Origin of the sequence: Micromonospora sp. ANENR4 (assembly GCF_015354395.1) — a bacterium.
Classification (GTDB): Bacteria; Actinomycetota; Actinomycetes; order Mycobacteriales; family Micromonosporaceae; genus Micromonospora; species Micromonospora aurantiaca.
Map to the genome: position 1 here is coordinate 43,783 of NZ_JADKYQ010000011.1, position 26,122 is coordinate 69,904.

A 26,122-nucleotide genomic window follows, 5' to 3' on the forward strand; every position below is an offset into this window, starting at 1 on the left:
CGACGACGCCGGGACCCACGCAAGTTCACAGTGCCGCCCGTAGCCGGGCGTGTCGCTGGTCGCGCGCGGCCGGAAGGCCGCCGGGACGGAGGTGATCGTGGAGCTCCTGCTGCTCGTGACCGCGCGGGCCGGTGAGCCGTCGGCGGTGTTGCCGGCACTCGACCTGCTGCCCCACTCGGTCCGCACCGCACCCCGTGACGTCCGCACGCTGGTCTCCGGCCCGACGCCGGACGCCGTCCTGGTGGACGCCCGTTCCGAGCTGAGCGAGGCGCGGGCCACCTGCCGGATGCTGCACGCCACCGGGCTCGGCGTACCGCTCGTCGCGGTCGTCACCGAGGCGGGCCTGATCGCGCTGAACGCGGACTGGGGCGTCGACGACGTGATCCTGGCCGGCGCCGGGCCGGCCGAGGTGGAGGCGCGGCTGCGGCTCGCGGTGGGCCGGCTCAGCAACGCCACCGCCGGCGCCGGCGGCTCGATCCGGGCCGGCGAGCTGAACATCGACCCGGACACGTACGCCGCCAAGCTGAAGGGCCGGCCGCTCGACCTCACGTACAAGGAGTTCGAGCTGTTGAAGTTCCTGGCCCAGCACCCGGGGCGGGTGTTCACCCGGGACCAGTTGCTGCGTGAGGTCTGGGGCTACGACTACTTCGGCGGCACCCGGACGGTGGACGTGCACGTGCGGCGGCTGCGCGCCAAGCTCGGCTCGGAGTACGAGTCGATGATCGGCACCGTCCGCCAGGTGGGCTACAAGTTCGTCGTCCCGCCGTCGCGCTCGCTACCCGAGCCGGAGCCCGCTCCGCTGCCGGTCTGACCGCCTCCGCACCACCTCGCTACGGGGCATTTTTCTCGTATGCCCTTTTTGCCCGATCAGTCAGCCATATCCTGGCTGCCGGAATTGTCGGGCTAAGGGGGCGGCGGTGCGTGCGGTGAACACGGGGGCGACGAACGGGCGGTGCCGCTGATGCGGGCCCCGACGCTGCGCGCCGCCGGGCTCGTGACAGTCGTGCTGGCCGGCCTGCTCGGTTCGGCCTTCGTGCTGGGCCGCAGCCTGGTGCCGGACCCGCACCCGTCGGCCGCCGGAGTCGCCACCACGCTCACCGGGCCGCGCTACGGCGAGCAGCCACCCAGCACCGACTTCCCGGGCGGCACGACCAGCCCACGGCCGAGCCCCGACGCCGCACCGGACGCCGCCCCCGTCCCGGCCGACGGCGACGGCCCGTACGGCGCCCAGGTCGCCACCGGCTCGTCCCGGGTCGCGCTGACCTTCGACGACGGCCCCGATCCACGCTGGACCCCGCAGGTGCTCGCGCTGCTGGCCCAGTACGGCGTACGGGCGACGTTCTGTGTCGTCGGCGAGAACGTCGAGGCCCACCCGGATCTGGTGCGTTCGATCGTGGCCGAGGGCCACACGCTGTGCAACCACTCCTGGAACCACGACGTCAACCTGGGCAAGCGATCCCCGGCGACGATCCGCGCCGACCTGCTGCGCACGAACGACGCGATCCTGGCCGCCGCGCCCGACGCGCGGATCGCGTACTACCGCCAGCCCGGCGGGGCCTGGATGCCGTCCGTCATGTCGGCCTGCGCCGACCTGAACCTCACCCCGCTGCACTGGAGCGTGGACCCGTCGGACTGGAAGGCGCCGGGCGCCACCACCATCGAGGCGATGGTCCGCTCGCAGATGGGGCCCGGCGCGATAGTGCTCATGCACGACGCGGGCGGGGACCGGTCCGGCACGGTCAGCGCGTTGCAGCAACTCCTGCCCGAACTGCTGACCCGGTTCGAGTTGGAGCCGCTGCCCGTCGGCAGCCCGTGACGAGCGCCACCGATCCCCGTCGTCGTCCGGCGCGAACCGCGGCCCGCCGGGCGCTACCGTGACTCAGATGAGCAGCACCGAGCCGACGAGTGGTCCCGCCGCCGACCGGATCGCCAGGGCGGACCGGCTGACACCGGACGGGATCGACCGGCCGGACCGGCTGACGCCGGACGAGGTCGCCGAGGTGCTCGCGCTGGCTCGCGCCGCCGGTGACGCCGACGGCGCCGACCCGCTCGACGAGCACGTGCTGCTGCGGCTGCGCGACCCCGAGGCCCCCGCCGTGCACCTCACCGCCCGGACCACCGACGGCACCCTCACCGGGTACGCGCACCTCGACACCACCGCCCCGGCCGACGGAGTCGGCGTGGAGATGGTCGTGCACCCCGCGTACCGGCGGCGCGGCTCCGGCCGGGCGCTGGCCCGTGCCGTGGTGGCCGCCGCTCCCGGGCCGCTGCGCGCGTGGGCGCACGGTGACCACCCGTCGGCCGCCGCGCTCGCCATCGACCTGGGTTTCTCCCGGGCGCGGGTGCTCTGGCAGATGCGCCGTCCGCTCACCGCCGAGATGCCGGCGCCGGTCGTACCGGAGGGCGTGACGCTGCGCGCGTTCCGCCCCGGCGAGGACGACGAGGCCTGGCTGGCGGTGAACAACGCCGCCTTCGCCCAGCACCCCGAACAGGGCAGGTGGACGCTCGACGACCTGCGCGTCCGCATCGCCGAGCCGTGGTTCGACAGGGCCGGGTTCCTGCTCGCCGTCGACTCCGCCACCGGGCGGCTGCTCGGCTTCCACTGGACCAAGGTGCACGAGCGGCAGGGCTCGGCCCGCATCGGCGAGGTGTACGTGCTCGGCGTCGACCCGTCCGCGCACCGGGGCGGGCTGGGCCGGGTGCTCACCGCCGCCGGCCTGACCCACCTGCGCGACGAGCGCGGGCTGGACCGGGTGATGCTCTACGTGGACGAGAGCAACACCGCCGCGGTGGCGCTCTACGAGCGGCTGGGCTTCGCGCACTGGTCCGCGCACGTCAACTACCAGCTCGGCTGAGCGTCCGCCGGCCCTGGAAATTCGCCACAAGGGCGATAGCAGGCTGCTAGTTCACGAAATGGACAACCCCTCCTCAGCGTACGGCCACCTCGTCGGCTGAACGTGTTCACCGCGCGTTCACTTGCGTCCGGCGAACCGTCCACCTGGCCCTCCTACCTTCATGTCAGCCGGTCAGCGCCGGCCCCCGGCACTCCGGGCGACCTGACCAAAGACGTGAAGGGAAACCCCTGAAGTGAAGCTCCAGCGGCACGGCGCCATCGCCTGTCTCGCTCTTACCGCGGTTCTCGGTCTCAGCGCCTGCGGCTCGGACAACAACGAGCCGGCCGGCGCCTCCACCGCCGGTTCCGCCGCGGCGGTGGACTGCGCGACGGGCACGCTGAACGCGCAGGGCTCCTCCGCCCAGAAGAACGCCATGGCCGAGTGGATCAAGGTGTACCAGCAGAAGTGCGCCGGCACCACGATCAACTACGAGCCCAGCGGCTCGGGCGCCGGCATCCAGGCGTTCATCGCCGGCACCGCCGACTTCGCCGGCTCGGACTCCCCCCTCAAGCCGGAGGAGCAGCCGCAGGCCGACGCCAAGTGCGTCGGTGGCCAGGCGCTCAACCTGCCGATGGTCATCGGCCCGGTCGCCGTCGTCTACAACGTGGGCGGCGCGGACAACCTCCAGTTCAGCCCGGCCACGCTGGCGAAGATCTTCGCCGGCAAGGTGACCAAGTGGGACGACGCGGCCATCAAGGCCGACAACCCGGACGCCAAGCTGCCGTCGACCGCGATCCAGGCGGTGCACCGCTCCGACGAGTCGGGCACCACCGACAACTTCACCAAGTACCTCTCCAAGACCGCCGAGGCGGACTGGACGCTCGGCAACTCCAAGGCGTGGAAGGCCCCGGGCGGCGTCGGCGCGGCCAAGTCCGACGGTGTGGCCAGCAAGGTCAAGAGCACCGACGGCACCATCAGCTACGTCGAGTGGTCGTACGCCGAGAACTCCGACCTGAAGATGGCGAAGATCCGCAACGGCAACGGCGAGTTCGTCGAGCTGACCGGCGACTCGGCCGGCAAGACCATCGCCGGCGCCAAGTTCGAGGGTCAGGGCAACGACCTGAAGATGTCGATCGACTACAACACCAAGGAGGCCGGGGCGTACCCGATCGTCCTGGCGACCTACGAGATCGTCTGCAGCAAGGGCCTCGCCGCCGACAAGCTGCCGCTGGTCAAGGGCCTGCTCGGCCACGCCGCCAGCGCCGAGGGGCAGAAGGAGCTCGTCGAGCTCGGCTACGCGCCGCTGCCCGAGACCGTCCGCACCAAGGTCGAGGCCGCGGTCAAGAGCCTCTCCTGAAGCTCTGACCGACACCTCCTCAACACGAAGCGAGCGAGCAGATGGGTGACACCCCTCACCGCTCGGCCCACGCCGGCACCGGCGGGAACCCCGTGACCACGAGTCACGAGCGACCCGCCGGTGCCTCGGCGCGTGTGGTCGAGCGCCCCGGTAACCCGGGCCGCCCCGACGGTGGCCTCGGCGGCGGCGGTGCCCTCCCCCGGGCCCGCGCCTTCGGCGCGGAACGGGCGTTCCGCGGCCTGACCCTGGCCGCCGGCACCACGGTCCTGGTGGTCATCGCGGCCATCGCGATCTTCCTGGTCGCCAAGGCCGTCCCGGCGCTGCGGGCGAACACCGAGTCGTTCTGGACGTTCGAGGGCTGGTTCCCGAACGACAACCCGCCGCAGTTCGGCATCGGCGCGCTCGCCTTCGGTACGGTCCTGAGCTCGCTGCTGGCGCTGCTCATGGCGGTGCCGGTCGCGCTGGGCATCGCCCTGTACCTGTCGCACTACGCGCCCCGGCGGCTCGGCAACGCCCTGGGCTTCCTGATCGACCTGCTGGCCGCCGTGCCGAGCGTCGTGTTCGGCCTGTGGGGCCGGGACTACTTCGCCCAGCCGGTCGCCGACCTGTCCGCCTGGCTGAACAGGTACTTCGGCTGGATCCCGATCTTCGGCGACGGCCCGTACGGCAACTCGATCCTGCTCGGCTCGGTGGTGCTCGCCATCATGGTGCTGCCGATCGTCACCTCGCTGTCCCGCGAGGTGTTCCGGCAGACCCCGACCGCCAACGAGGAGGCAGCGCTCGCGCTCGGCGCCACCCGCTGGGAGATGATCCGCACCGCGGTCCTGCCGTACGGGCGGCCCGGCGTCATCGCCGCGGTGATGCTCGGCCTGGGCCGGGCGCTCGGCGAGACCATCGCGCTGGCGCTCACGCTCGGCTCCACGTACGCCATCTCGTTCAACATCCTGGCCAGCGGCGGAAACTCGATCGCCGCGAACATCGCCAACCGGTTCGCCGAGGCGAACGACACCGGCCGGGGCGCGCTCATCGCCTCCGGCCTGGTGCTGTTCGCGATCACGCTGATCGTCAACATCACCGCCCGGGCGATCATCCACCGGCGGCGCGAGTTCACGGAGTCGGCCGCATGACCACTACCCTCACCCCCCGCCGCCCGCGCCCGCCGGCCCAGCCGGCCACGCTGCGGGCGAGGCGGCTTCCCGCGTACGCCGCTCCGGCCATCGCCGTCACGGCCCTGCTGCTCGCGGCGGCTCTGGTGTACGGCGCCGGCATCGGCGGCCCGGTCCTGGTCGTGGTGGTCGGCGCGCTGCTCTACCTGGCCGGTCTGTTCGTCGCGGCGAACGCGGTGGAGGGCCGCCGGTCGGCCCGCAACCGCACCTGGAGCGCGCTGATCCACTCCGCGTTCGTGCTGGCGGTGCTGCCGCTGGCCTCGGTGGTCTGGACGCTCGTCAGCAAGGGCTCCGAGCGGCTGGACGCGAACTTCTTCGGCACCTCGATGAACAACATCGGGTCGCGGGACGCCAACGGCGGCGCGTACCACGCGATCGTCGGCACGTTGCAGCAGGTCGGCATCGCCACGCTGATCACGGTGCCGCTGGGCGTGCTGTGCGCGATCTACATCGTCGAGTACGGCCGGGGCCGGTTCGCGTTCACCATCCGCTTCTTCGTGGACGTGATGACCGGCATCCCGTCGATCGTCACCGGCCTGTTCGTGCTGGCCTTCTGGGTGCTGATCGTCTCGCCGTGGTTCAACGACGGCCGGCCGGGCTTCTCCGGCTTCGCCGCCGCGCTGGCCCTGAGCGTGCTGATGCTGCCCACTGTGGTCCGCTCCACCGAGGAGATGCTCCGGCTGGTGCCGGCGCCGCTGCGCGAGGGCGCGTACGCCCTGGGCGTACCGAAGTGGAAGACCATCCTGCGGGTCGTGCTGCCGACCGCGCTGCCCGGCATCGTCACCGGCATCATGCTCGCCATCGCGCGGGCCGCCGGTGAGACCGCGCCGGTGCTGCTCGTCGCCGGCGGCGGCGCGGCGATCAACTTCAACCCGTTCGAGAACAACCAGTCGTCGCTGGCCCTCTTCGTCTACCAGCAGGCCGGTGAGGCGTCGAGGTACTCGCCGGCACGGGCGTGGACCGCGGCGCTGACCCTTGTCGCCCTCGTCCTCGTCCTCACCGTGGCGGCGAAGCTGCTGTCCCGCCGCAACCGGCTCGGCCGATGAACCCCGGAGGTACCGCCACCATGGCCAAGCGCATCGAAGCCACGAACGTGACCGCCTACTACGGCGGGTTCAAGGCGATCGAGAACATCAACCTGACCGTCGAGCCGAAGACGGTCACCGCCCTGATCGGTCCGTCCGGCTGCGGCAAGTCCACCTTCCTGCGGTCGATCAACCGGATGCACGAGGTGCTGCCCGGCGCCCGGGTCGAGGGCAGCCTCACCATCGACGACCAGGACATCTACGACCGCGACGTGGACGTCACCGCGGTCCGCCGGATGATCGGCATGGTCTTCCAGCGGCCGAACCCGTTCCCCACCATGAGCATCTTCGAGAACGTGGTGGCAGGCCTGCGGCTCAACGGCGTACGGCGCAAGTCGATCCTGGAGGAGGCGGCCGAACGCGCGCTCCGCTCGGCGAACCTGTGGGACGAGGTGAAGGACCGCCTCGCCAAGCCCGGCGCGGGCCTGTCCGGCGGTCAGCAGCAGCGGCTCTGCATCGCCCGCACCATCGCTGTCGAGCCGCAGGTGGTGCTGATGGACGAGCCCTGCTCGGCGCTGGACCCGATCTCCACGCTGGCGATCGAGGATCTGATGTTCCAGCTCAAGGACAAGTTCACCATCATCATCGTCACGCACAACATGCAGCAGGCCGCGCGGGTGTCGGACCGGACCGCCTTCTTCTCGATCGAGAAGACCGGCGACCCGGGCCGCCTGATCGAGTACGACAACACCCAGAAGATCTTCAGCAACCCGAGCCGGAAGAAGACCGAGGACTACATCACCGGCCGCTTCGGCTGAGTCAGCGCAGCAGGAAGCGGGGCTCGGCACCGTCCAGGCCGTCGATGTGGGGCAGGATCGGCGTACCCGGCTCGCGCTCCGCCGCGGCGCGGGCCACGGCGGCGAGGTCGCCCGCGGCGGCGACCTCGGCGAGCGTGACCATGGTCGGCGGCAGCATGGTCAGCTCGCCGGCCTCCGCCCGGGCCAGCGCGTCCGCCGGGCGCAGCCACAGCGTGTGGTCGGCCTCGCCGGAGACGTCCCGGGTCCGCTGCCCCTCGGGCAGCAGGGCGACGAAGAAGTACGTGTCGAAGCGGCGCGGTTCGAACTCCGGGGTGATCCACCGGCTCCACGGCAGCAGCAGGTCGGACCGGAGCGTCAGGCCCCGCCCGGCCAGCAGGTCCGCGAAGCCGACCCGCCGGCCCTCCAGATCCTGCCGGGCCGCCTCCCAGTCGTCGCCGCTCACGTCGCCGACCACGGTGTCCGGGTCCGGCCCGGCGAGCAGCACGCCCGCCTCCTCGAAGACCTCGCGGGCGGCGGCGCACACCACCGCCTGCGCGTCGGACGGGTCGAGCCGGAGCCGCTCCCCCCACGCCGCCGGTTCCGGCCCGGCCCACCCGAGGTGCGCCTCCGAGTCGGAGCGGTCCACGCCGCCGCCGGGGAAGGCGTACATGCCGCCGAACGTCATCGCCGCCACCCGGCGGATCATGTAGACCTCGAAGCCGTCGCCGGCCGGGCGGAGCAGCAGCACGGTGGCGGCGACCCGGGGTACGGCGGGCACGGCGCCCTCGGCCTGGAACCGGCGGGCGTGCTCCACCAGGGCGGGGGGTGCGGCGAAGCCGTCGATCGTCATGCGCCGAGCCTAGTTCCCGCCGGGCGGCCCGGCCGGGGGCGGCCGGGCGGGGGCGCACACCGCTCACCCGCACTCCCCGACCACGCCGCCTGGTGACGATGCGTAGCCCTCGGCCCCGAGCAACAGCCACCCCTCCGCCGACTTTGCTCTGCAGCCAGATCCGCAGCGGCAACCTTCCGTGAGCGGTGCGTAGAGGGCTGCAGAGCAAAGTCGGCGAGAGGTAGCCATCCCGGGCCGCGCAAGCGCTGCCTTATGTCCGGTCAGCCGCCTTTGGGCAACCGACTTCAGCGAGGAGACGAGCAGCGCCCGTCACGCTACGCAAACTTCACGCTCTGTGTTCGCCGGAGGTGGCATCAGCTCGCCGCCCCGGCCGTGCGCGGCCCGACCGCGCAGACCGTCGCCGATACGGGGCAGCAGCCCCCGGTCGTGACTGGCAGGGTGGTGACCCGTGATCGACGACTTCGCGAAGCAGTATCTGCACAACGACCTACGCCAGATCCGCGAGGTGGTGCTGTGGAAGCTCGACGGGTTGTCCGAGTACGACGTGCGCCGCCCCCTGGCCGCGTCCGGGACCAACCTGCTCGGCCTGGTCAAGCACCTGTCGTTCACAGAAGCCCGGTACTTCGGCGAGGTGTTCGGCAGGCCGTTCCCGGAGCCCCTGCCCCGGTGGGATGCTCCGGATCCGGACGGCGCCGACATGTGGGCGAGCGAGCACGAGACCCGCGAGGGGGTGATCGGCCGCTACCGGCGGACATGGGAGCACGCGGACACGACGATCGACGCCCTCGCGATCGACGCCCCCGGCCGCGTGCCGTGGTGGCCCCGCCCCGACGTCAAGTTGTTCAACGTCATGGTCCACGTGCTGACCGAGACCAGCCGGCATGCGGGGCACGCCGACATCCTGCGGGAGCAGCTCGACGGCTCGACCGGGGCATGGGCCGAGTACGCGCACCTGGAGCCCGACGAGCCGACGCTGACGGCGCGTCGGGCGATGATCGAACGGGCCGCCCGGGCCGCTGCCGACGCCCACGGCACCGCCTGACGTCCCGACGGGTGGATCACCCTGCCGGCCCCGGAGCGGGAAGGGATAGCGTGCCGGGCATGACGCGTTGGGGAATCCTGGCCACCGGAAACATCGCCGCCCGCTTCGCCGAGGACCTGCGGCTGGTGCCGGACGCCGAACTGGTCGCGGTCGGCTCGCGTACCCGGGAGAGCGCCGAACTGTTCGCGCGCCGGCACGACGTGCCGCGGGCGTACGCCTCGTGGGCGGAACTGGCCGCGGACCCGGACCTGGACGCGATCTACGTGGCCACCCCGCACGCCGCGCACCACGAGGCGGCGCTCGCCTGCCTGGCCGGCGGCAAGGCCGTGCTGGTGGAGAAGCCGTGCACGCTGGACCTGCCGACCACCACCGAACTGGTGGACACGGCCCGCGCTCGGGGTCTGTTCCTCATGGAGGCCATGTGGATGCGGACGAACCCGCTGATCCTGCGCGTGCTGGAGCTGATCCGGGACGGCGCGATCGGTGAGGTGACGCACGTACGGGCGGACTTCGGCGTGGCCGGGCCGTTCCCGCCGGAACACCGGATGCGGGCCCGCACGCTCGGCGGCGGCGCGCTGCTCGACCTCGGCGTGTACCCGCTGAGCCTGGCCCACCTGGTGCTCGGTGTGCCGCAGCACGTGCAGGCATGGGCGAAGCTGACCCCGGAGGCGGTGGACGAGAACACCGGCATGGTGCTCGGCTGGGACTCCGGCGCGGTGGCGACGCTCAGCTGCGGCATGGTCGGGGCGACCGCGATCTCCGCGTCGATCACCGGTACGACCGGCCGGATCGACCTGCCCGAGCTGTTCTTCCGGCCCGCGCACGTGGTGCTGCACCGGGCCGGCGCCGAGCCGGAGACGATCCCGGCGGACCTGACCGGCGGCGGCTACCAGTACGAGGCGATCGAGGTGCAGCGCTGCCTGGCGGCCGGGCTGACCGAGAGCCCGCTGGTGCCGCACTCCGCCACGCTCGAGGTGATGGGCCTGATCGACGACATCAAGGCCCGGATCGGCGTCTCCTACGCGTGAGGGGTCCCCCGCCACGGCGGGGAACCCCTCGGCGTCAGGTCACTCAGAACAAGGGCCGGACCAGCAGGTACGCGAGGCAGGCGATCGCGGCGGCGGCCGGGAACGTGATGATCCAGGCGATCACGATGTTGCCGGCCACGTTCCAGCGCACCGCGGAGAGCCGTTTCGTCGCACCCACACCCATGATCGCCGAGGTGATCGTGTGCGTGGTGGAGATCGGCGCCTTCAGCACCAGCGCGTTGAAGTAGAGCACCGCGCTGGCCACGGTCTCGGCCGCGAAGCCCTCCGCCGGGCCGAGGTCGATGATCTTCCGGCCGAGCGTCCGGATGATCCGCCAGCCGCCCGCGTACGTGCCGGCCGCCAGCATGGCCGCGGAGGTCCAGAACACCCAGCCAGGGATGTGCGTCTTGCTCTCCTGGAAGCCGCCGGTGTAGAGCGCGAGCACGATGATGCCCATGGTCTTGGCGGCGTCCTGCATGCCGTGGCCGACCGACATGGCGGCGGCGGACGCGGTCTGCGCCCACCGGAAGCCCCGGCTGAGCTTGCCGGGCTGGCCCTTCCGGAACAGCCACATGATCGCCAGCATCATCAGGAAGCCGAGGATCAGGCCGACCACCGGCGAGAGCACCATCGGGACGAGGACCTTCTCGATGATGGTGCCCCACTGGACGATGCCGTCGGCGGCGAACAGGGTGGCGCCGACCAGGCCGCCGAAGAGGGCGTGCGAGGACGAGGACGGCAGGCCGAAGTACCAGGTGATCAGGTTCCAGATGATCGCGCCGAGCACGCCGGCGAAGACCACGCCGAGGCTCTCCACCCCGGTCGGCAGCGTCACCAGCCCGTCGCCGACCGTCTTGGCCACCCCGGCGCCGAAGTGCGCGCCGACGAAGTTGCCGACGGCGGCCAGCGCGAGCGCGATCCGGGGGGTCAGCGCCCGGGTCGAGATGCTGGTGGCGATCGCGTTGGCCGCGTCATGGAAGCCGTTCGTGTAGTCGAACGCCATGGCGACCGCGATCACCGCCAGCACGGCGATGAGTTCGGGACTCACTGGATCAGGACTCCTTGACCGCGATGGTCTCGACGGTGTTGGCGACGTGCTCGAAGGCGTCGCAGGCGGCCTCCAGCTCGTCGGCCACCTCCTTCATCTTCAGCACCGTGAGCGCGTCGTACTCACCGGAGAAGAGGCGTACCAGCAGCATCCGGTACGCCTGGTCGCCGTCGTTCTCGAGCCGGTTGCACTCGATCCAGTAGTCCTCGAGATCCTTCATCGACTTCAGCCGGGGCATCGCCTCGGCGGTGAGCTTGGCCTGCAGGTCGAGCACGTTGACCAGCTCGTGCAGCTCGCGCGGAAGCGACGGGAGCTTGGTCAGGCCGTACAGGTAGAGCAGGTTGCCGACCGCCTCCAGGTGGTCCATCACGTCGTCGAGCAGCGAGCCCAGCCGGTAGATGTCCTCCCGGTCGAACGGCGTGATGAACGTGGAGTTGATCTTCTTGTACAGCTCGTGCGTGATCTGGTCGCTGTCGTGCTCGATGTCGGTCAGCCGCTCGCTGATCGACTGCACGTCGGCACCGGGCAGACCCAGCTCGTTGAGCAGTTCGGTCCCCTTCACCAGGTTCTGCGCGGCCCTGGTGAAGAGCTCGTAGAAGGCGCCCTCGGTGGGACGGAAGGAAAACTTCACAGCACGGACCTCGTCGTGTCGGTGGAAGGGTGGCCGTCGCCCCCCGGGCGTCTGCTCTGCGCATGCTAGGGACCGCGCCGAACCCACTTTCGATCGGCCCACCCCTGGTCAGGCCCGATTCACCGCTCGTTCACCTTCCGTTCATCTGGTCACCCGCCGAGTTGGTTCCGTAACCGGTCACGCTCCCGTTCGACGTCGAAATCGGCAGGCGGATACCCCAGATCCAACCCGTCGAACGTCTCCCGCAGCAGGTGGGCGACCGCCCAGTCGCGGTACCACTTGCGGTCCGCCGGCACCACGAACCAGGGCGCGGCGTCCGTGCCACAACGCTGGAGAGCCTCGGCGTACGCGTCCTGGTAGTCGCCCCAGCGTGCCCGGGTGTCCAGGTCGCTGGGATTGAACTTCCAGAACTTCGCCGGGTCGGTGAGCCGCTCCATCAGCCGCTCGCCCTGCTCGGCGTACGAGATGTGCAGCATGACCTTCACCACTGTGACCGCCTGCTCGGTCAGCTCCCGCTCGAAGTCGTTGATGATCGCGTACCGGGACCGCCAGGTCGCCTCGTCGACCAGCCCTTCGACCCGGGCGATGAGCACGTCCTCGTAGTGGGAGCGGTTGAACACGCCCACGTACCCGGGTGGCGGCAGCGCCCGGCGTACCCGCCACAGGAAGTCGTGCCGCAACTCCTCCTCGGTCGGCGGCCCGAACGAGCGGATGTGCAGCCCGAGCGGGTTCATCGCGCCCGCCACCCGCTTCACAGTGCCGTCCTTGCCGCCGCAGTCCATCGCCTGGAGAACCAGCAGCACCCGGCGCGGCCGGTCGCCGTCCAGCCCGGCGTCCGCCTGCGCCGGAGCGCTGGTGGCGCTGCCCGGTCCGGCGGCGCCCTGCGCCGAGGCGTACAGCATCTCCTGCTGCCGCCCGAGTTCCGCGCCGATCAGCTCGACCTGGGCCCGCGCCCACTCCTTGCGCGCCGGTCCGCGTCCGGCCGCCACCGGCAGCCCCGGCGTCGACCGGGGATCGACAGCCGCCAGATCCACAGTCCCCGGCGGAACCCGGAGCAGTTCCCGCATGGGCCCACCGACGGGCCGCACCACCTCACTCATCCCCCGATCCTCACCCCCGGAGCCGCTCCCCGCCCGCCTCGTCCCGCCGATCTTGCGGTTGCGGCCCCCGGTACGCCCGGAAAGCACCTTTTGCCGGGGCGGCAAGTGCAAGATCAACGAGGGTGGGTGGGGTGCCGTGGCGAGGGGTGGGGCGGGAGAATGTCTGGGTGGACGAGCTTGCGGGGGAGTTCGAGGCGGAACGAGGGCGTCTCCTGGCTGTGGCGCAGCGGATGCTTGGCAGCCGCAGCGAGGCCGAGGACGCGGTGCAGGAGACCTGGCTGCGCTTCTCCGGCGCGCTGAGCGACCCGGAGGAGCGCGCCCGCGTACGCGATCTGCGCGGCTGGCTCATCACCACCTGCTCCCGGATCTGCCTGGACGTGCTCCGCTCCGCCCGGGTGCGCCGGGAGGCGTACCCCGGTCAGTGGCTCCCCGAGCCGATGGTGACAGCGGTGCCGGCGGCGGACGGATTCGCGCCCGACCCGGCCGAGCGGGCGATACGCGCCGACCAGCTCGGCACCGCGCTGCTGGTGGTGCTGGAACGGCTCACGCCGGAGCAGCGGGTGGCGTTCGTGCTGCACGACGTGTTCGCGGTGCCGTTCTCCGGCGTGGCGGACGTGCTCGCGGTGACGCCGGAGGCCGCACGTCAGCTGGCGTCGCGCGCCCGGCGCGCGGTGCACGGGCCGGACGCGCCCCGGCACAGCGCCGACCTCGCCGAACAGCGGCGGGTGCTCGCCGCGTTCGCCGCTGCGGTGGAGTCCGGTGAGCTGGAGCAGCTGGTCCGCGTACTCGCCCCGGACGTCGTGTCGATCGGCGACGCCGGCGGTCACTTCCCGGCCGGACGCCGGCCGGTGGTCGGCGTCGACTCGGTCGCCCGCCTGCTCCTCGGCCTCTACGGCCAGGCCCGGCAGCGGGGTGGCCTGCGCGGACGCCCGGTGCTGGTGGACGGCACGCTGGGATGGCAGACGGAGTTCTTCCACCGGGACGGGCGAACCATCCGGATGGTCACCTCGTTCGCGGTCCACGAGGGGCGGGTCACCGGCGTGTTCAACCAGCTCAACCCGGCCAAGGTGAGCGACCTGCCGCCGCTGGGGCCGGACGCCGTCTGGCCGCCGCGCTGGTGAGGCGGCTCAGACCACCAGTGCGAGCCACTTCCGGTACGACGTGGCGAACGGCTCGGTGCCGTCGCCGAGCGCGCCGAGCAGCCAGCGGGACGCGGCCTCGGCCTCGGTGACCACGTCCTCCGGGTAGCCCCAGCGGGCCCGGTGCACGGCGAACTCGTCCTCGTCGCGCAGCTCGACCAGGCCGGTCTCGCGGCGGCGCACCACGTCCAGGTCGAGGTCGATCAGGTGGACCGTCTCCTCGCCCTCCCAGCGGGCCGGGGTGGCGATGTCGCAGTAGACCTCACTGGTGCGCGGCGGCGGGTTGAACATGCCGGTCCACCAGCCGTGGTGCGGCACCAGCAGGACGAACGGGATCCGCTCGACCGACGGGCGACCGTGGTAGACGGACTCGGTGCCGGCGGGCACGCCGAGCCAGACACCGAGATCGTCCTCGGCGAGCCGGCGGGCCGGGTAGTCGCGGTGTGCGCTGCCGTCGTACTTGCGGTAGATCACGCGGACCACATCGCTCGGCATGCCTGGCACCCTAACCGATTCCGGCCACGCCACGCGATCGGGAGGTAACCGGACGCGACCCGCCGTCCCGCCACGCCGTCGGAGCGGCCGGACCCCCGTCGGTGCCGGCGGGTACGGTCGCACGGTGACCCCGTCCCGCACCGCCACCGGCCCGGCCGTCCCGAAGAAGCGCCGCAAGGGCCGCGCCGGTGCCGGGGAGTTGCTGACCGCCGCGGTGGGCGCGGTTCCGGGCGGCGCGGCCCGGCCGGGTCAGCAGCAGATGGCCGAGGCGATCGAGCGCAGCATCGCCTCCGGCGAGCATCTGCTGGTGCAGGCCGGCACCGGCACCGGCAAGTCCCTGGCGTACCTCGCTCCGGCGCTGACAGTGGACGGGCCGGTGGTGGTCTCCACCGCCACGCTGGCGTTGCAGTCCCAGCTCGTCGAGCACGACCTGCCGAGGCTGGCCGACGCGGTCGAGCCGGTGCTGGGCCGCCGTCCCACCTTCGCCGTGCTGAAGGGGCGTCACCACTATCTCTGCCTGGCCCGGCTGGACAGCTCGGTCGAGGACGAGCCGGACGACGCGCTGTTCGACGCGCCGCGTGCCGGCAACAGCGGCGGCACCAAGTGGCTCGGCGAGGCGGGCCGCCTGGGCAAGCAGGTGCAGCGGCTGCGCGACTGGGCCGAGGAGACCGCCACCGGCGACCGCGACGAGCTGGACCCGGGCGTGGACGACCAGGTCTGGCGCAGCGTCTCCATGCCGGCCCGGGAGTGCGTTGGCGCGAGCCGCTGCCCGTTCGGGCAGGAGTGCTTCGCGGAGGCGTCCCGGGCGCGGGCCCGCGAGGCCGACATCGTGGTCACCAACCACAGCCTGCTCGCCGTCGACATGCTCGCCGGACGGCACATCGTGCCACCGCACAAGCTGCTCGTGGTGGACGAGGCGCACGAGCTGGCCGACCGGGTCTCGTCGGCCGCCCAGGCGGAGCTGGTGCCGGAGCTGATCGACAGGTCCACCCGGCGGGCCCGGCCGCTGCTGCGCCCCGACGTGGCCGAACGGCTCACCGAGGCGGGTGACGCGCTCGCCGTGGGGCTGGCCGAGGCGCCGGCCGGGCGGCTCACCGCCGGTCTGCCGCCCGCGCTGCGCGAGGCGTGCACGCTGCTGGACTCGGCGACCCGGGCCGCGCTGGAGGGGATCGGCGACGTGAAGGCCGACGACCCCGATCCGGTACGCAAACAGCAGGCCAAGGCCGTGCTGGACGAGCTGTCCACCACCGCCCAGCGGCTGCTGGAGGAGGCCGACCACGACGTCGCCTGGGTCGAGAAGCCGGACAACGGCAGCCGCCGCGCGCTCGTCGTGGCGCCGCTGTCGGTGGCGGGCACGCTCGCCACCCACCTGTACGACGAGCGCACGGTGGTCGCCACCTCGGCCACGCTGGCGCTGGGCGGCCGCTTCGACACAGTGGCCCGGGCGCTGGGGCTGGACGCGCCGCCGCCCGCCCCGCCGTCACCGGCCGCCGCCGCGATCGCCACCGCTGCCGCCGCGGGCCGTTCCCCGGTCACGCCGGTGGCCGCCGCCGAGGGCAGCCGCGCGTCGGTCGGCACCGTACCGGCGACCGAAGGGCCGGGCTGGAGTTCGCTCGACGTCGGCTCGCCGTTCGACTACGCCCGGCAGGGCATCCTGTACGTCGCCGCGCACCTTCCCCGCCCCAGCGTCTCCGGGTTGCCCGGACCGGCCGGTGAGGAGTTGCTGGCGCTGGTCGAGGCGCTCGGTGGTCGTACCCTCGGGCTCTTCTCGTCGCGACGGGCCGCGCAGCAGGCGGCGGAGCTGGTCCGCGCGCGGACCGACCTGCCCGTGCTGCTCCAGGGCGAGGAGGCGCTGCCGCTGCTTGTGCGCCGGTTCCGTGAGGTGCGGGAGAGCTGCCTGTTCGGGGTGATGTCGCTCTGGCAGGGGGTGGACGTGCCGGGCGACGCCTGTCAGCTCGTGGTGATCGACAGGTTGCCGTTCCCCCGCCCGGACGAGCCGCTCGCGGCGGCGCGCGCGGCGGCGGTGGACGCCGGTGGCGGCTCGGGTTTCGCGGCGGTGAGCGTTCCGATCGCCGCGGTCCGGCTGGCCCAGGGTGTCGGCCGGCTGATCCGGGCCACCGGTGACCGGGGCGTGGTGGCGGTGCTCGACTCGCGGCTGGAGACGGCCCGCGGATACGGCCCGTTCCTGCGCCGCTCGCTGCCGCCGTTCTGGTACACCACCCGGCCCGAGGTGGCCCGGGGCGCGCTGGAACGGCTCGCCAAGAGCTGACGCCCGCGCCTCCCCGGGCGGGGTGACGCGGGCGTCGGCGAGTGTTTCCCGGTCAGGGCGCCTGGGAGGCGACCACCACCGCGTCCGGCGGGGTGTCCGGCACGGTACGCGCGGCGAGCCGGCGCACCGCGGTGTTGAGGACGGCGATCAGCGGTACCGCGACCAGCGCGCCGGCGATGCCGGCGAGCACCACGCCGGCGGCGATGCCGATGATCACGGCGAGCGGGTGGATGGCCACCGCGCGCCCCATGATCAGCGGCTGGAGCACGTGGCCCTCGACCTGCTGCACGCCGACCACCACGCCGAGGATGATCAGGGCGGTCACCGGGCCGCTGTCGACGAGCGCGACCAGCACGGCCACCACTCCGGACAGGAACGCGCCGACGATCGGGATGAACGCGCCCAGGAAGACCAGCGCGGCCAGCGGGAACGCGAACGGGATGTCGAACAGCACCAGGAAGATGCCGATGCCGACCGCGTCGATGAAGGCGACGAGCACCGTGGCCCGCACGTACGCGCCGAGCGTCGCCCACGAAGCGCGACCGGCGTCGTCGACCTTCCAGCGGGCCGCGACCGGCAGCAGCCGGACCAGGAACCGCCAGATCGAATTACCGTCACGCAGGAAGAAGAACGTGGCGAACAGCACGAGCACGGTGCCGGTGAGCACCTCGGCGAGCGTGGCGGCGGTGCTGAGCGCACCGCTGGTGAACCGCTCGGTGTTGCCGTTGATCCAGTTCTGCGCCTCGTTGATGTAGCGGTCGAGCTGGCTGTCGGACAGGTGCAGCGGGCCGGTCTTGAACCAGTCCTGGATCTGCCGAACGCCCTGCGAGGACTTCTCGCTCAGCTCCGGTACGCCCTTGATGAACTCGTTGACCACCAGCGTCAGCGTCCCCACCACGGCGGCCAGGCCGCCGACGAGCACCACACCGGTGGCCAGGGAGCGCGGCAGGCGGGCCCGGAGCAGCCAGCCGACCGCCGGGGCGAGCAGCGCGGAGAGCAGCAGCGCCACGGTCAGCGGGATGATCACGATGCTGATCGTGCCGACGATCTTGAGCAGGGCCCAGGTGACGATGCCGATCACGATCAGCCGCCAGCACCACGCGGCGGCGATCCGCAGCGCGTGCGGCACCTCGGTGTCGTCCCGGCTCACAGTCGAGGAGTGCAACGCCGCCGGCGGCTCGACGCCCACCACTGTCGCCTCCGGCGAGGCGGCCGGGCCCGGGGAGGCGGGCGAGGCCACGCCCCCGTCCGCCGCCTCCGCGGCGGCTGCCCGCCGGGTCCGGGCGGCTTCGCGGCCCGACTCGTACGCACGGCGGAGCCGTCCGCGCATCCGCTCCATGCGGCTCAAGCGCACCTCCGGCAAATCGGCCCCACCGGGTCACAGGGGGCACAGGATACGTCCGTACGCCCCACCCTAGGGCGACTCGGCCACACATTGCCCTCCCGGCGCTCTCACCAACCGCGCCGGAATCGACAGACGGCCACGCGGTAGCGTCTTCGCGTGACCGCCGACCAGAGTCTCGACGCCGGGCTGCCGATCCGCCTGCTGCACGACCGCGTGCTGGTGCGTACCGAGGGTGCGGAGGGGGAACGCCGCTCCACCGCAGGCATCGTGATCCCCGCGACGGCAGCCGTGGGCAAGCGGCTGGCCTGGGCCACAGCGGTCGGCGTCGGGCCGAACGTCCGCGCGATAGTGGCCGGCGACCGGGTGCTGTTCGACCCGGACGACCGCTCCGAGGTCGAGTTGCACGGGCGGGCGTACGTGCTGCTGCGCGAGCGGGACGTGCACGCCGTGGCGGCCGAGCGGGTGGAGAGCACCGCCGCCGGCTCCACCGGTCTGTACCTGTAGTCCTCCCCTCCGCCGCCGCTCGCTGCGCGGCGGTGCCGTTTGCGGCGCTGCCCGGCGGGAAGCCCAGGCACCTCAGCGCGCCCTGGGGAGGGACACCATGCCGGTAGTGATCAAGAAGATCCTCGCCTGGGGATTCCTCGCGTTCCTGATCTACTTCATGGCGTTCCGACCGGACGGTGCGGCGCAGGTGTTCAAGGGCATCGGGGCCGCGCTGATGGCCATCGCCCAGGGGCTCGGCGACTTCCTCACCGGCCTGATGAGCTGACCGGCCCCGGATCGGCTCTCAGCGCCCCGGGTGCCAGGGCGCGCCCGGGTGGTGCCAGCCGCCCGGGCCGTGACCGCTCGGGCCGTAGCCGCTCGGCGGGAAGGCGGGCGGCGGGGCCAGCACCACCGGGATCGGCACCACCGGGTCGTCCGGCGCCTCCACCGGGCGCTGCGAACCGTCCGGGAACCGCAGGTGGTAGCGCTGACCGTCCCAGACCCCGACCGGCGCCTGCGGGTCACGACCGACGAAGAACGACCGGTACGCGGTGATCGCGTCCAGCAACTCCCGTTCCTCCCGTGCCGTCCGCTCCCGCTCGGCGGGCTTGTGATCGAGTCCCCGGCGCATCCCGTCACGCAGCAGCGCCAGCCGGGTCGCGGCGAACTGGTAGCCGCGCATCGCGCGTACCCCGCCCTCACCGGCGACCCGCCGGGCCCAGGTACGCGCCGCGTGCCGCCGGCCCAGGCTCCCCAGCGCCGCCACCTCGGGCGGGGTGAGCCAGCCCGCGCGTACGTAGTCGGGCAACGTGCGCTCGGTGAGCCGGCCCTCCCAGGCGCGCAGCCAGATCGCCAGCCCCACCATCGCGAAGAAGATCGGCATCATCAGGCCGATGAAGCCGTAGAGCGCGATCACCGGCTGCCCGATGGCCTGGGCCAGCGTCGGCAGCAGGTTCCAGGTGCCGTGCAGGATCATCGCCACGAGCAGCCCGGCGAGCGGCGCGAGCACCCGTACCCGGCGGTCGGCGGTACGCGCCGCGATACCGAGCCCGACGCCGGTCATCGAGGTGAACAGCGGGTGGGCGAAGCCGAACAGCAGGATCCGGCCGATGAACAGCGCGATCACCAGCTGCGTGCCGGTGGCCGGGCCGTACTGCTCCACGCCGGTGCGGTAGCCGTAGCCGCCCAGGTAGAGGATGTTCTCCACCATCGCGAAGCCGACCGCGGAGAGCCCGCAGTAGACCAGGCCGTCGGTGATTCCGGAGAACTCGCGGCGCCGGAAGATCAGCAGCAGGAGCGGGCCGGCCGCCTTGGTCAGCTCCTCGATGAACGGGGCGACGAGCACCGCGGTGAGCGCGGCGGGCAGCCCCAGGTCGTCGAAGATCTGCGCGCCGGTCTGGTTGACCTTCAGCGAGATGGCGGTGGAGACGAAGGCACCCCAGGCGAAGCAGAAGACGAGATAGGGCAGCGGCTCGGGCTCGTAGCGGTCGAGCCACAGGAGGCAGGCGACCAGCACCGGCACCGGCAGGACCGCCGCGACGGCGCCCACCAGGAGCGCCTCCGCGCCCAGGCTCTCACTCAGCTTGTAGACCATGTAGAGCGCGCCGGCCGCGATCAGCAGCACCACCCCGGCCAGCACCGACGCCCGTCGCCAGTCGAACCGGCGCGACGGCATCCCGGGCGTCGGTGCCCCCGCGGGCGGTGCGGTGGGCGCGTGCGGTGGCGGCGGTGCTGCGCCGGGCGGGGTGTCGGCCATGCGGTCAGCGTAGTCACCCGCGACCCACTGGTCCGGTCGCATCGTCACGGCTATGCTCCCGAACAGGTCACGAGCGCCAGCGTCAAGCCCCGGCTTGCTGGCCGGCAACCCTCGTCGAGGTTCGCGGTGGGGTGCCCCGGGTGATGACCGGGCCCGGTGCCGCTCCGCGCGCCGGGCAAGCGCGGACCCCGTCCCGGCACGCCTGGGGTCCCTGTGACCCGGAGGCTCCGGCATGACCGTCACCCTCGTACCCTCACTGCCCGTGCTGCCCGCGCCGGTCCGGCCCGACCCGCTCGACGTGCTCGGCGTACCGGGGGAGATCAACCTGGACCACGCCGCCAGCGCGCCGTGCGCGCGGGCCGCGGCCGACGCGGTGGCCGGGCTTCTTCCCTGGTACGCGAGTGTGCACCGGGGCGCCGGCGCGCTGTCGCGGCGCTGCACGCTGGCATACGAGCGGGCCCGGCAGACGGTGGGCGACTTCCTCGGCGCCCGCCCCGGCGACCACGTGATCTTCACCCGGAACACCACCGACGCGCTGAACCTGCTGGCCCGGGCGCTGCCCGCCAGCACCACAGTGATCACGTTCGGCGGCGAGCACCACGCCAACCTGCTGCCCTGGCCGCGCGGCTCGGTACGGCTGCCGGTGCCGGACAGCCCGGCCGGCGCGGTCCGGTCCCTCGCGGCGGCGCTCGGCGAACTGGCCCGCGACGCCCGGCCCGGCCTGCCGGTGCTGGTGGCGGTCACCGGCGCCGGCAACGTCACCGGCGAGTGCTGGCCGGTCGCCGAACTGGCCCGGGTGGCGCACCGGTACGGCGCCCGCATCCTGGTCGACGCCGCGCAGCTCGCCCCGCACGCCCCGGTCGACCTGACCGCGCTGGATGTGGACTACGTGGCCGTGTCCGGGCACAAGCTGTACGCCCCGTTCGGCGCGGGCGTGCTCGCCGGGCGGGCGGACTGGCTGGACGCGGCCCCGCCGTACCTGGCCGGCGGCGGCGCCACCAGCCACGTCGGCGCGGCGACGCACGAGGTGCGCTGGACGACCGGCCCGGCCCGGCACGAGGCCGGTACCCCGAACCTGCTCGGCGCGGTGGCGCTCGCCGCGGTCTGCGAGGCGCTCGGCGCGGCCGACCGGGACGCGCTGCACGCCCGGGAACAGGCGCTGCTGGCCCGGCTGCGTACCGGCCTGGCCGCGCTGCCGGACGTGGTGGAGCTGCGCATGTTCTCCTCCGAAGCGCCCCGGGTGGGCATCGTCAGCTTCGTGGTCGCCGGGCGGGACTCCGCCGAGGTGGCCGCCCACCTGGCGAGCCGGCACCGGATCGGGGTACGCGACGGCCTGTTCTGCGCCCACCCGCTGACCCGGCGCCTGCTGGCCGAGGCCGCCGCCCGTACCGGCCGCACCGACCTGCCCCCCACAGCCCTGCGCGCCAGCCTGGGCCTGGGCACCACAGAGCCGGAGGTGGACACCCTCCTGACGGCCCTATCCGCCCGACGGGGACGATCATGAAGTTGGCGGCCGCAGAAAGCGCTTCCCCGCCAGCCAACCTCATGATCAACGGGGCCTACCGGGGTGGGTCAGCCGACGGGTGGGGCTGTGGGTGGGTGGGCGGCGGGGTTCAGGGCGGCGGGTTCGCCCTGGCGGTTCTCGCCGAACGCCTGCCGGACCAGCCGGTTCGCCTCCTCCTGCTCGACCCCGGAGGCCACCATCAGGTCGCTCGCCGTGGTACGCACCTGCGCGATCACCACGCTGCCGGAGAAGCCGACCCCCTCGGCGTACGCCCGGCCGGCCTCGCTCACCGCGCGCAGCGACCGTTCGCGGGCCTCCTGCGGCTCCTGCCCGGCGGCGAACTCCTGGCGGAGCAGGCGCACCGACTCGGCCAGGTGACCGATCGCGTCCGGCATCGGCTCGGGGGCCGGTTCGTCGTCCTCGATCATGGTGACCGCGCGGCGGATCAGCGTGCCGGTGTTGCGCATGGCCCGGTCGATCGGGTCGGCCGCCTCCGCGTAGTGGGTCAGCTCGCTGCGCCGGTGCCAGCGGGCCGGGGACAGCGTGCTGGTCTCCTTGGCGCCCTCGATCGCCTCGGAGAGGGCGGCCAGTTCCTCCTTGTTCTCCCGCAGCCGGAACAGCGCCTGCTGGGCGGCGTCCCGGTCCCGGCTGCGCACCGCGTCGGCGCAGGCGTCGAGCTGGTCGGCGAGCAGGTCCAGCGCGGGCCGGGCGGCCCGGTTGATCACCCGGAGCGGGTTGAGCGGCAACAGGATGGCGGTGACCAGCAGCGCGATGCCACCGCCGAGTAACGCGTCGATGAAGCGGGGGAACTCCAGGTTCTCGGTGGACGGGCTGAGCGTCACGATCAGCACTGCGGTGGCCGCGGCCTGGATCACGATGGCGACGCTCGCCCCGGCGAAGATGCTCAGCAGGATCGCCGAGGTCACCACGAGCGCGAGTTGCCACGCGCCGGTGCCGACGAAGTAGATCAGCGCGTCGCCGACGAGCACGCCGACCGCCACCCCGGCGATCAGTTCGACCGTACGCCGGAACCGCTGCCCGACCGAGGCGGCGAGCGTGCCGACGGCGGAGATCGGGGCGAAGACCGGCTGCGGGTTCTTCAGCAGCCGGTGCGAGATCAGGTACGCCAGACCGGCTGCGAGGCCGGCCTGTACGGCGAGACCGAACGCGGTACGGACCCGGTGCAGCCGGTCGTGCAACGTCGCCTTGCCCCGGTGCCGCAACTCCTCCATCGCGGAGGCGATCCGCTGCCCGTCCCGGTCCGCCAGCCCTTCGCGCAGCTTGCCACGACGCAGGAACTGCAGTCGTCCGTCCCGGGCCATGGCCGGTACTACCCGTACCGCCCCGGCTGAATCCCTCCGACCGGGCCGGAGTGGGGCAGACTGCACCCGATGGACGACCTGACGGCACGCTGGCGGGACACGGCACGGGCGGCGGGCGCGACCGATCCGGCGGCTGTCGACCGGGCCGGTGCCCGGCTGCTGGCGGGATGGCGGGAGCCGCACCGGCGCTACCACGACGAGGCGCACCTGGGGGCGGTGCTCGACGTGGTCGACGCGTACGCCGGTCTGGCCCGCGACGCGGACCTGGTCCGGCTGGCGGCGTGGTGCCACGACGCGGTCTACGACCCGCGCGCGGCGGGCGACGCCAACGAGCGGGCCAGCGCCGACCTGGCCGGGGAGCTGCTGGCCGCCGCCGGGCTCCCGGCCGCGACGGTGACCGGGGTACGCCGCCTGGTGCTGCTCACCGCCGGGCACGCGGTCGGGCCGGACGACCCGGACGGCGCGCTGCTGTGCGACGCGGACCTGGCGGTGCTCGCCGCCCCGGCGGAGCGCTACGACAGGTATGCCGCGGCGATCCGCGCCGAGTACGCGCACGTGCCCGAACCGGACTTCCGCACCGGCCGGGCCGCGGTGCTGCGGCACCTGCTCGACCTGCCGGCGCTGTACCGCCTACCCGAGCCGCACGCCCGCTGGGAGGACCGGGCCCGGGCCAACCTGTCCCGGGAGCTGGCCGCGCTCACCTGAGACGCGGTGCTTGGGGCGGCGCAGACCGGCGTCCCGCAGCAGGCGGACGATCTCCCGCGACGGCACCACAGTGGCGCCCAGCCAGACCGCGGTCCGGAACCGCTCGGCGGGCACGTCGTAGTGGTCGCGGTCGAAACCGCGCCGGGGCGCGCCGAGCATCTCGGCGAACGCGTGCAGCTCGGCGTAGGAGACGTCGCTGATCAGGTGCGACCAGAGCCGGCCGCGCCAGGGCACGGCGGGCGGGTCCAGGTAGAGCACGGCAACAGACGGTACGCCGGTAGCCTTCCCGGCATGGCCGCCCATCCCCTCCTCGACGACCTGCGGGCCGCACTCGGTGACGCCGCCGTGCTGACCGACCCGGATCTGCTGGCCGGGCACGAGCGCGACGAGGCCGACCTGTGCGACTCGGGCACCCCGCTCGCGGTGGTGCGGCCCCGCGACACCGACGAGGTGGTGGCGGTGGTCCGGGCGGCCGGGCGGCACGGCGTACCAGTGGTGCCGCAGGGCGCGCGGACCGGGCTGGCCGGCGCGGCGAACGCGGTCGCCGGCGCGGTGGTGGTGAGCACCGTGGCGATGGACGCGGTCCGGGAGATCGACCCGGTCGGCCGGATCGCGGTGGTGCAGCCGGGCGTGGTGAACGCGGCGCTCGCCCGCGCGGTACGGGAGCACGGCCTCTGGTATCCGCCGGACCCCGGCTCGTGGGAGTCGTCCACCATCGGCGGCAACGTGGCCACGAACGCCGGTGGCATGTGCTGCGTGAAGTACGGCGTGACCAGCGAGTACGTGCTGGGCCTGGAGGTGGTGCTCGCCTCCGGCGAGGTGCTGCGCACCGGGCGGCGTACCGCCAAGGGAGTCGCCGGGTACGACCTGACCCGCCTGTTCGTGGGCTCGGAGGGCACGCTCGGCGTGATCACCGAGGTGACCGTGGCGTTGCGTCCGGCTCCGGAGGAGTCACTGACCCTGGTCGCGGTCTTCCCCACGGTGGCGACGGCAGGCGGTGCAGTCGCCGGGATCGCCGAGCGCGGGCTCACGCCGAGCCTGCTGGAACTGCTGGACCGGACGCATCTGCTGGCTATCGAGGCGTACCGGCCGATGGGTCTGCGCACCGATGCCGAGGCGCTGCTGCTCGCGGCGGTGGACACCGGCGCGCGGGCCGCCGACGACCTGGCCCGGCTCGCCGAGGTGTGCACCGCGGCGGGCGCCGACGAGGTCTACGCGGCCACCGACGCGGCCGAGGCCGCGGCCCTGCTCCAGGCGCGGCGGCTGGCCCACCCGGCGATGGAGCGGTTCGCCGCCGAGACGTTCCCGGGCGGCAACGGCGGCCTGGTCATCGACGACGTGGCGGTGCCGCGCGGCCGGCTGGCGGAGCTGCTCGACGGGGTGGCCCGGATCGCCGAGGCGTGCCGGGTGCCGATCGGGGTGGTCGGCCACGCCGGCGACGGCAACATGCACCCGAACATCGTTGTCGACCGGGCCGATCCGGCGAGCCTGGCCCGGGGACGGCAGGCCTTCGACGAGATCATGTGGCTGGGGCTGGACCTGGGCGGCACCTGCACAGGGGAGCACGGCGTCGGGCTGCTGAAGCGGGACTGGCTGGCCCGCGAGATCGGCCCGGTGGGCGTACGCGTGCACCAGGCGATCAAGGCGGCACTGGACCCGGCCGGGCTGCTCAACCCCGGCAAGGTGTTCTAGCCCTTGTCCTCCGCGGGCGTGGCCTGGGTAACGAGCAGCAGCACGTCGTAGGCCACCTTCGGCTTCGGCTCGCCCGGGCAGTCCTGAATGGTGACGGTAAGGTCCGGCGGCACGAGCAGCGTCGAGGTCAGCACGCCGATGCAGCCCTGCTTGTAGTTGCGGGCCTGGTCGGTCTCCTTCGCGATCGCCGGGTCCGCGAGCATCCGCTGGAGCCGCCGCTTCTGGTCCGGGCTCAGCGTGCCGGTGGCGTCCACGCCGTCACCGGCGCAGTCGCGGCACTGCCAGCGGCCGGACGGGTCCACGTCGAGGTTGCGGACCGGGCCGTCACCGAGCCGCTGCACCAGAGAGACGCGCCTGCCGTCCGGTGTCGGACTGGCCGCGCCGACCGCCCCGGGTGTGGTGGCGCCCTCGGCCCGGCCGAAGGAGCAGCCGGTCAGAGCGGTTGCCAGCAGCACAACAGCGGACAGGGCGGGGACGCGCAACCAGGATGGGCGAACCACGCGGGGAAACCTACACTTCCGTAGGTAGCGCGCA

The 26,122-nt window shown here is 73.0% G+C and carries 26 protein-coding genes and 1 riboswitch; of the genes, 16 read left to right on the forward strand and 10 right to left on the reverse strand.

From position 1 onward, the window contains the following. Positions 1-91 precede the first annotated feature (91 nt). The 7 genes from IRY44_RS20110 to pstB all read left to right on the forward strand — a co-directional run bounded on the left by IRY44_RS20110 (position 92) and on the right by pstB (position 7,200). Entirely contained in the window at positions 92-811 is a 720-nt protein-coding gene (locus IRY44_RS20110) for a response regulator transcription factor (protein ID WP_176739763.1), read from the forward strand. Between the two features lie 150 nt (positions 812-961). Further along, on the forward strand, positions 962-1,816 hold the full coding sequence (locus tag IRY44_RS20115; protein WP_194801837.1) for a polysaccharide deacetylase family protein: 855 nt from the start codon (positions 962-964) through the stop codon (positions 1,814-1,816). Between the two features lie 67 nt (positions 1,817-1,883). Beyond that, a complete protein-coding gene (gene mshD, locus IRY44_RS20120; RefSeq protein WP_228532481.1) occupies positions 1,884-2,855 on the forward strand; it encodes a mycothiol synthase in 972 nt (323 codons plus the stop codon). 232 nt (positions 2,856-3,087) lie between these two features. Next, positions 3,088-4,191 carry a phosphate ABC transporter substrate-binding protein PstS gene (gene pstS, locus IRY44_RS20125; protein ID WP_194801838.1) on the forward strand — a complete coding sequence of 368 codons (1,104 nt, stop codon included), beginning with the start codon at positions 3,088-3,090 and terminating at the stop codon, positions 4,189-4,191. 41 nt (positions 4,192-4,232) lie between these two features. Next, positions 4,233-5,318 carry a phosphate ABC transporter permease subunit PstC gene (gene pstC / locus IRY44_RS20130; protein WP_194801839.1) on the forward strand — a complete coding sequence of 362 codons (1,086 nt, stop codon included), beginning with the start codon at positions 4,233-4,235 and terminating at the stop codon, positions 5,316-5,318. Further along, positions 5,315-6,403 carry a phosphate ABC transporter permease PstA gene (gene pstA, locus IRY44_RS20135; RefSeq protein WP_194801840.1) on the forward strand — a complete coding sequence of 363 codons (1,089 nt, stop codon included), beginning with the start codon at positions 5,315-5,317 and terminating at the stop codon, positions 6,401-6,403. The genes pstC and pstA overlap by 4 nt, the downstream gene beginning before the upstream one ends. Positions 6,404-6,423: 20 nt before the next feature. Beyond that, positions 6,424-7,200 (forward strand): phosphate ABC transporter ATP-binding protein PstB, encoded by a 777-nt coding sequence (gene pstB / locus IRY44_RS20140; protein WP_194801841.1) that lies wholly within the window; start codon positions 6,424-6,426, stop codon positions 7,198-7,200. 1 nt (position 7,201) lies between these two features. Here the strand turns inward: pstB and IRY44_RS20145 are convergent, their stop codons facing one another. Continuing rightward, positions 7,202-8,029, reverse strand: coding sequence for an NUDIX hydrolase (locus IRY44_RS20145; RefSeq protein ID WP_194801842.1), 828 nt, complete (start codon positions 8,027-8,029; stop codon positions 7,202-7,204). A 448-nt stretch (positions 8,030-8,477) separates the two neighbouring features. On the opposite strand from IRY44_RS20145, the gene IRY44_RS20150 reads away from it, so the two are divergent. Together IRY44_RS20150 and IRY44_RS20155 are read left to right on the forward strand one after the other, a co-directional pair. Next, on the forward strand, positions 8,478-9,071 hold the full coding sequence (locus tag IRY44_RS20150) for a DinB family protein (RefSeq protein ID WP_194801843.1): 594 nt from the start codon (positions 8,478-8,480) through the stop codon (positions 9,069-9,071). 59 nt (positions 9,072-9,130) lie between these two features. Further along, positions 9,131-10,099 carry a Gfo/Idh/MocA family protein gene (locus IRY44_RS20155; protein ID WP_194801844.1) on the forward strand — a complete coding sequence of 323 codons (969 nt, stop codon included), beginning with the start codon at positions 9,131-9,133 and terminating at the stop codon, positions 10,097-10,099. Positions 10,100-10,142: 43 nt separating this feature from the next. Here IRY44_RS20155 and IRY44_RS20160 read toward each other — a convergent pair whose 3' ends face one another. The 3 genes from IRY44_RS20160 to IRY44_RS20170 form a co-directional block, all read right to left on the reverse strand. After that, the gene (locus tag IRY44_RS20160) at positions 10,143-11,147 is read right to left on the reverse strand and encodes an inorganic phosphate transporter (protein ID WP_194801845.1); all 1,005 of its coding nucleotides are present in this window, start codon (positions 11,145-11,147) and stop codon (positions 10,143-10,145) included. Between the two features lie 4 nt (positions 11,148-11,151). Beyond that, the gene (locus tag IRY44_RS20165; RefSeq protein WP_013288834.1) at positions 11,152-11,778 is read right to left on the reverse strand and encodes a DUF47 domain-containing protein; all 627 of its coding nucleotides are present in this window, start codon (positions 11,776-11,778) and stop codon (positions 11,152-11,154) included. Positions 11,779-11,927: 149 nt separating this feature from the next. Next, positions 11,928-12,878 carry a PPK2 family polyphosphate kinase gene (locus IRY44_RS20170; RefSeq protein ID WP_194801846.1) on the reverse strand — a complete coding sequence of 317 codons (951 nt, stop codon included), beginning with the start codon at positions 12,876-12,878 and terminating at the stop codon, positions 11,928-11,930. 167 nt (positions 12,879-13,045) lie between these two features. On the opposite strand from IRY44_RS20170, the gene sigJ reads away from it, so the two are divergent. Beyond that, on the forward strand, positions 13,046-13,999 hold the full coding sequence (gene sigJ, locus IRY44_RS20175; protein WP_194801847.1) for an RNA polymerase sigma factor SigJ: 954 nt from the start codon (positions 13,046-13,048) through the stop codon (positions 13,997-13,999). A 6-nt stretch (positions 14,000-14,005) separates the two neighbouring features. Here sigJ and IRY44_RS20180 read toward each other — a convergent pair whose 3' ends face one another. Further along, complete coding sequence (locus IRY44_RS20180; protein WP_123110811.1) at positions 14,006-14,512, reverse strand: DUF402 domain-containing protein; 507 nt, start codon at positions 14,510-14,512, stop codon at positions 14,006-14,008. A gap of 124 nt (positions 14,513-14,636) precedes the next feature. On the opposite strand from IRY44_RS20180, the gene IRY44_RS20185 reads away from it, so the two are divergent. Beyond that, on the forward strand, positions 14,637-16,781 hold the full coding sequence (locus tag IRY44_RS20185; protein WP_194801848.1) for an ATP-dependent DNA helicase: 2,145 nt from the start codon (positions 14,637-14,639) through the stop codon (positions 16,779-16,781). A gap of 52 nt (positions 16,782-16,833) precedes the next feature. Here IRY44_RS20185 and IRY44_RS20190 read toward each other — a convergent pair whose 3' ends face one another. After that, complete coding sequence (locus IRY44_RS20190) at positions 16,834-18,120, reverse strand: AI-2E family transporter (RefSeq protein ID WP_194802000.1); 1,287 nt, start codon at positions 18,118-18,120, stop codon at positions 16,834-16,836. 162 nt (positions 18,121-18,282) lie between these two features. Between IRY44_RS20190 and IRY44_RS20195 the strand changes: the two genes are divergently transcribed. Together IRY44_RS20195 and IRY44_RS20200 are read left to right on the forward strand one after the other, a co-directional pair. Beyond that, positions 18,283-18,630, forward strand: a complete 348-nt coding sequence (locus IRY44_RS20195) for a co-chaperone GroES (RefSeq protein WP_013288840.1) — start codon at positions 18,283-18,285, stop codon at positions 18,628-18,630. Between the two features lie 97 nt (positions 18,631-18,727). Then, positions 18,728-18,895 (forward strand): hypothetical protein, encoded by a 168-nt coding sequence (locus IRY44_RS20200; RefSeq protein WP_167796936.1) that lies wholly within the window; start codon positions 18,728-18,730, stop codon positions 18,893-18,895. 18 nt (positions 18,896-18,913) lie between these two features. Here IRY44_RS20200 and IRY44_RS20205 read toward each other — a convergent pair whose 3' ends face one another. After that, positions 18,914-20,407, reverse strand: a complete 1,494-nt coding sequence (locus tag IRY44_RS20205; RefSeq protein WP_194802001.1) for a PrsW family intramembrane metalloprotease — start codon at positions 20,405-20,407, stop codon at positions 18,914-18,916. A 23-nt stretch (positions 20,408-20,430) separates the two neighbouring features. After that, a riboswitch (SAM riboswitch) is annotated at positions 20,431-20,553 on the forward strand. Between the two features lie 44 nt (positions 20,554-20,597). On the opposite strand from IRY44_RS20205, the gene IRY44_RS20210 reads away from it, so the two are divergent. Next, positions 20,598-21,869 (forward strand): aminotransferase class V-fold PLP-dependent enzyme, encoded by a 1,272-nt coding sequence (locus tag IRY44_RS20210; protein ID WP_194801849.1) that lies wholly within the window; start codon positions 20,598-20,600, stop codon positions 21,867-21,869. A gap of 68 nt (positions 21,870-21,937) precedes the next feature. Here IRY44_RS20210 and IRY44_RS20215 read toward each other — a convergent pair whose 3' ends face one another. Beyond that, positions 21,938-23,191, reverse strand: coding sequence for an aromatic acid exporter family protein (locus tag IRY44_RS20215; RefSeq protein WP_194801850.1), 1,254 nt, complete (start codon positions 23,189-23,191; stop codon positions 21,938-21,940). Positions 23,192-23,260: 69 nt separating this feature from the next. Here IRY44_RS20215 and IRY44_RS20220 point away from each other — a divergent pair, with 69 nt between their 5' ends. Further along, positions 23,261-23,896 carry a metal-dependent phosphohydrolase gene (locus tag IRY44_RS20220; RefSeq protein ID WP_194801851.1) on the forward strand — a complete coding sequence of 212 codons (636 nt, stop codon included), beginning with the start codon at positions 23,261-23,263 and terminating at the stop codon, positions 23,894-23,896. On the opposite strand, the gene IRY44_RS20225 is transcribed toward IRY44_RS20220, so the two are convergent. Continuing rightward, complete coding sequence (locus tag IRY44_RS20225) at positions 23,822-24,154, reverse strand: DUF4031 domain-containing protein (protein ID WP_194801852.1); 333 nt, start codon at positions 24,152-24,154, stop codon at positions 23,822-23,824. The two genes, IRY44_RS20220 and IRY44_RS20225, sit on opposite strands and share 75 nt — an antisense overlap. A gap of 33 nt (positions 24,155-24,187) precedes the next feature. Between IRY44_RS20225 and IRY44_RS20230 the strand changes: the two genes are divergently transcribed. Then, the gene (locus tag IRY44_RS20230; protein ID WP_194801853.1) at positions 24,188-25,588 is read left to right on the forward strand and encodes an FAD-binding oxidoreductase; all 1,401 of its coding nucleotides are present in this window, start codon (positions 24,188-24,190) and stop codon (positions 25,586-25,588) included. Here the strand turns inward: IRY44_RS20230 and IRY44_RS20235 are convergent. Beyond that, positions 25,585-26,088, reverse strand: coding sequence for a hypothetical protein (locus IRY44_RS20235; RefSeq protein WP_194801854.1), 504 nt, complete (start codon positions 26,086-26,088; stop codon positions 25,585-25,587). The two genes, IRY44_RS20230 and IRY44_RS20235, sit on opposite strands and share 4 nt — an antisense overlap. Positions 26,089-26,122 lie beyond the last annotated feature (34 nt).

What these genes read in the sequence shown, in the direction of transcription:
- IRY44_RS20115 (WP_194801837.1), top strand. Translation starts at nt 962, where the DNA reads ATGCGGGCCCCGACGCTGCGCGCCGCCGGGCTCGTGACAGTCGTGCTG.
- IRY44_RS20210 (WP_194801849.1), top strand. Translation starts at nt 20,598, where the DNA reads ATGACCGTCACCCTCGTACCCTCACTGCCCGTGCTGCCCGCGCCGGTC.
- IRY44_RS20230 (WP_194801853.1), top strand. Translation starts at nt 24,188, where the DNA reads ATGGCCGCCCATCCCCTCCTCGACGACCTGCGGGCCGCACTCGGTGAC.
- IRY44_RS20145 (WP_194801842.1), bottom strand. Translation starts at nt 8,029, where the DNA reads ATGACGATCGACGGCTTCGCCGCACCCCCCGCCCTGGTGGAGCACGCC.
- IRY44_RS20215 (WP_194801850.1), bottom strand. Translation starts at nt 23,191, where the DNA reads ATGGCCCGGGACGGACGACTGCAGTTCCTGCGTCGTGGCAAGCTGCGC.
- IRY44_RS20220 (WP_194801851.1), top strand. Translation starts at nt 23,261, where the DNA reads ATGGACGACCTGACGGCACGCTGGCGGGACACGGCACGGGCGGCGGGC.
- IRY44_RS20190 (WP_194802000.1), bottom strand. Translation starts at nt 18,120, where the DNA reads ATGGAGCGGATGCGCGGACGGCTCCGCCGTGCGTACGAGTCGGGCCGC.
- IRY44_RS20205 (WP_194802001.1), bottom strand. Translation starts at nt 20,407, where the DNA reads ATGCGACCGGACCAGTGGGTCGCGGGTGACTACGCTGACCGCATGGCC.
- IRY44_RS20200 (WP_167796936.1), top strand. Translation starts at nt 18,728, where the DNA reads ATGCCGGTAGTGATCAAGAAGATCCTCGCCTGGGGATTCCTCGCGTTC.
- IRY44_RS20180 (WP_123110811.1), bottom strand. Translation starts at nt 14,512, where the DNA reads ATGCCGAGCGATGTGGTCCGCGTGATCTACCGCAAGTACGACGGCAGC.
- IRY44_RS20155 (WP_194801844.1), top strand. Translation starts at nt 9,131, where the DNA reads ATGACGCGTTGGGGAATCCTGGCCACCGGAAACATCGCCGCCCGCTTC.
- pstB (WP_194801841.1), top strand. Translation starts at nt 6,424, where the DNA reads ATGGCCAAGCGCATCGAAGCCACGAACGTGACCGCCTACTACGGCGGG.
- pstC (WP_194801839.1), top strand. Translation starts at nt 4,233, where the DNA reads ATGGGTGACACCCCTCACCGCTCGGCCCACGCCGGCACCGGCGGGAAC.
- mshD (WP_228532481.1), top strand. Translation starts at nt 1,884, where the DNA reads ATGAGCAGCACCGAGCCGACGAGTGGTCCCGCCGCCGACCGGATCGCC.
- IRY44_RS20170 (WP_194801846.1), bottom strand. Translation starts at nt 12,878, where the DNA reads ATGAGTGAGGTGGTGCGGCCCGTCGGTGGGCCCATGCGGGAACTGCTC.
- pstA (WP_194801840.1), top strand. Translation starts at nt 5,315, where the DNA reads ATGACCACTACCCTCACCCCCCGCCGCCCGCGCCCGCCGGCCCAGCCG.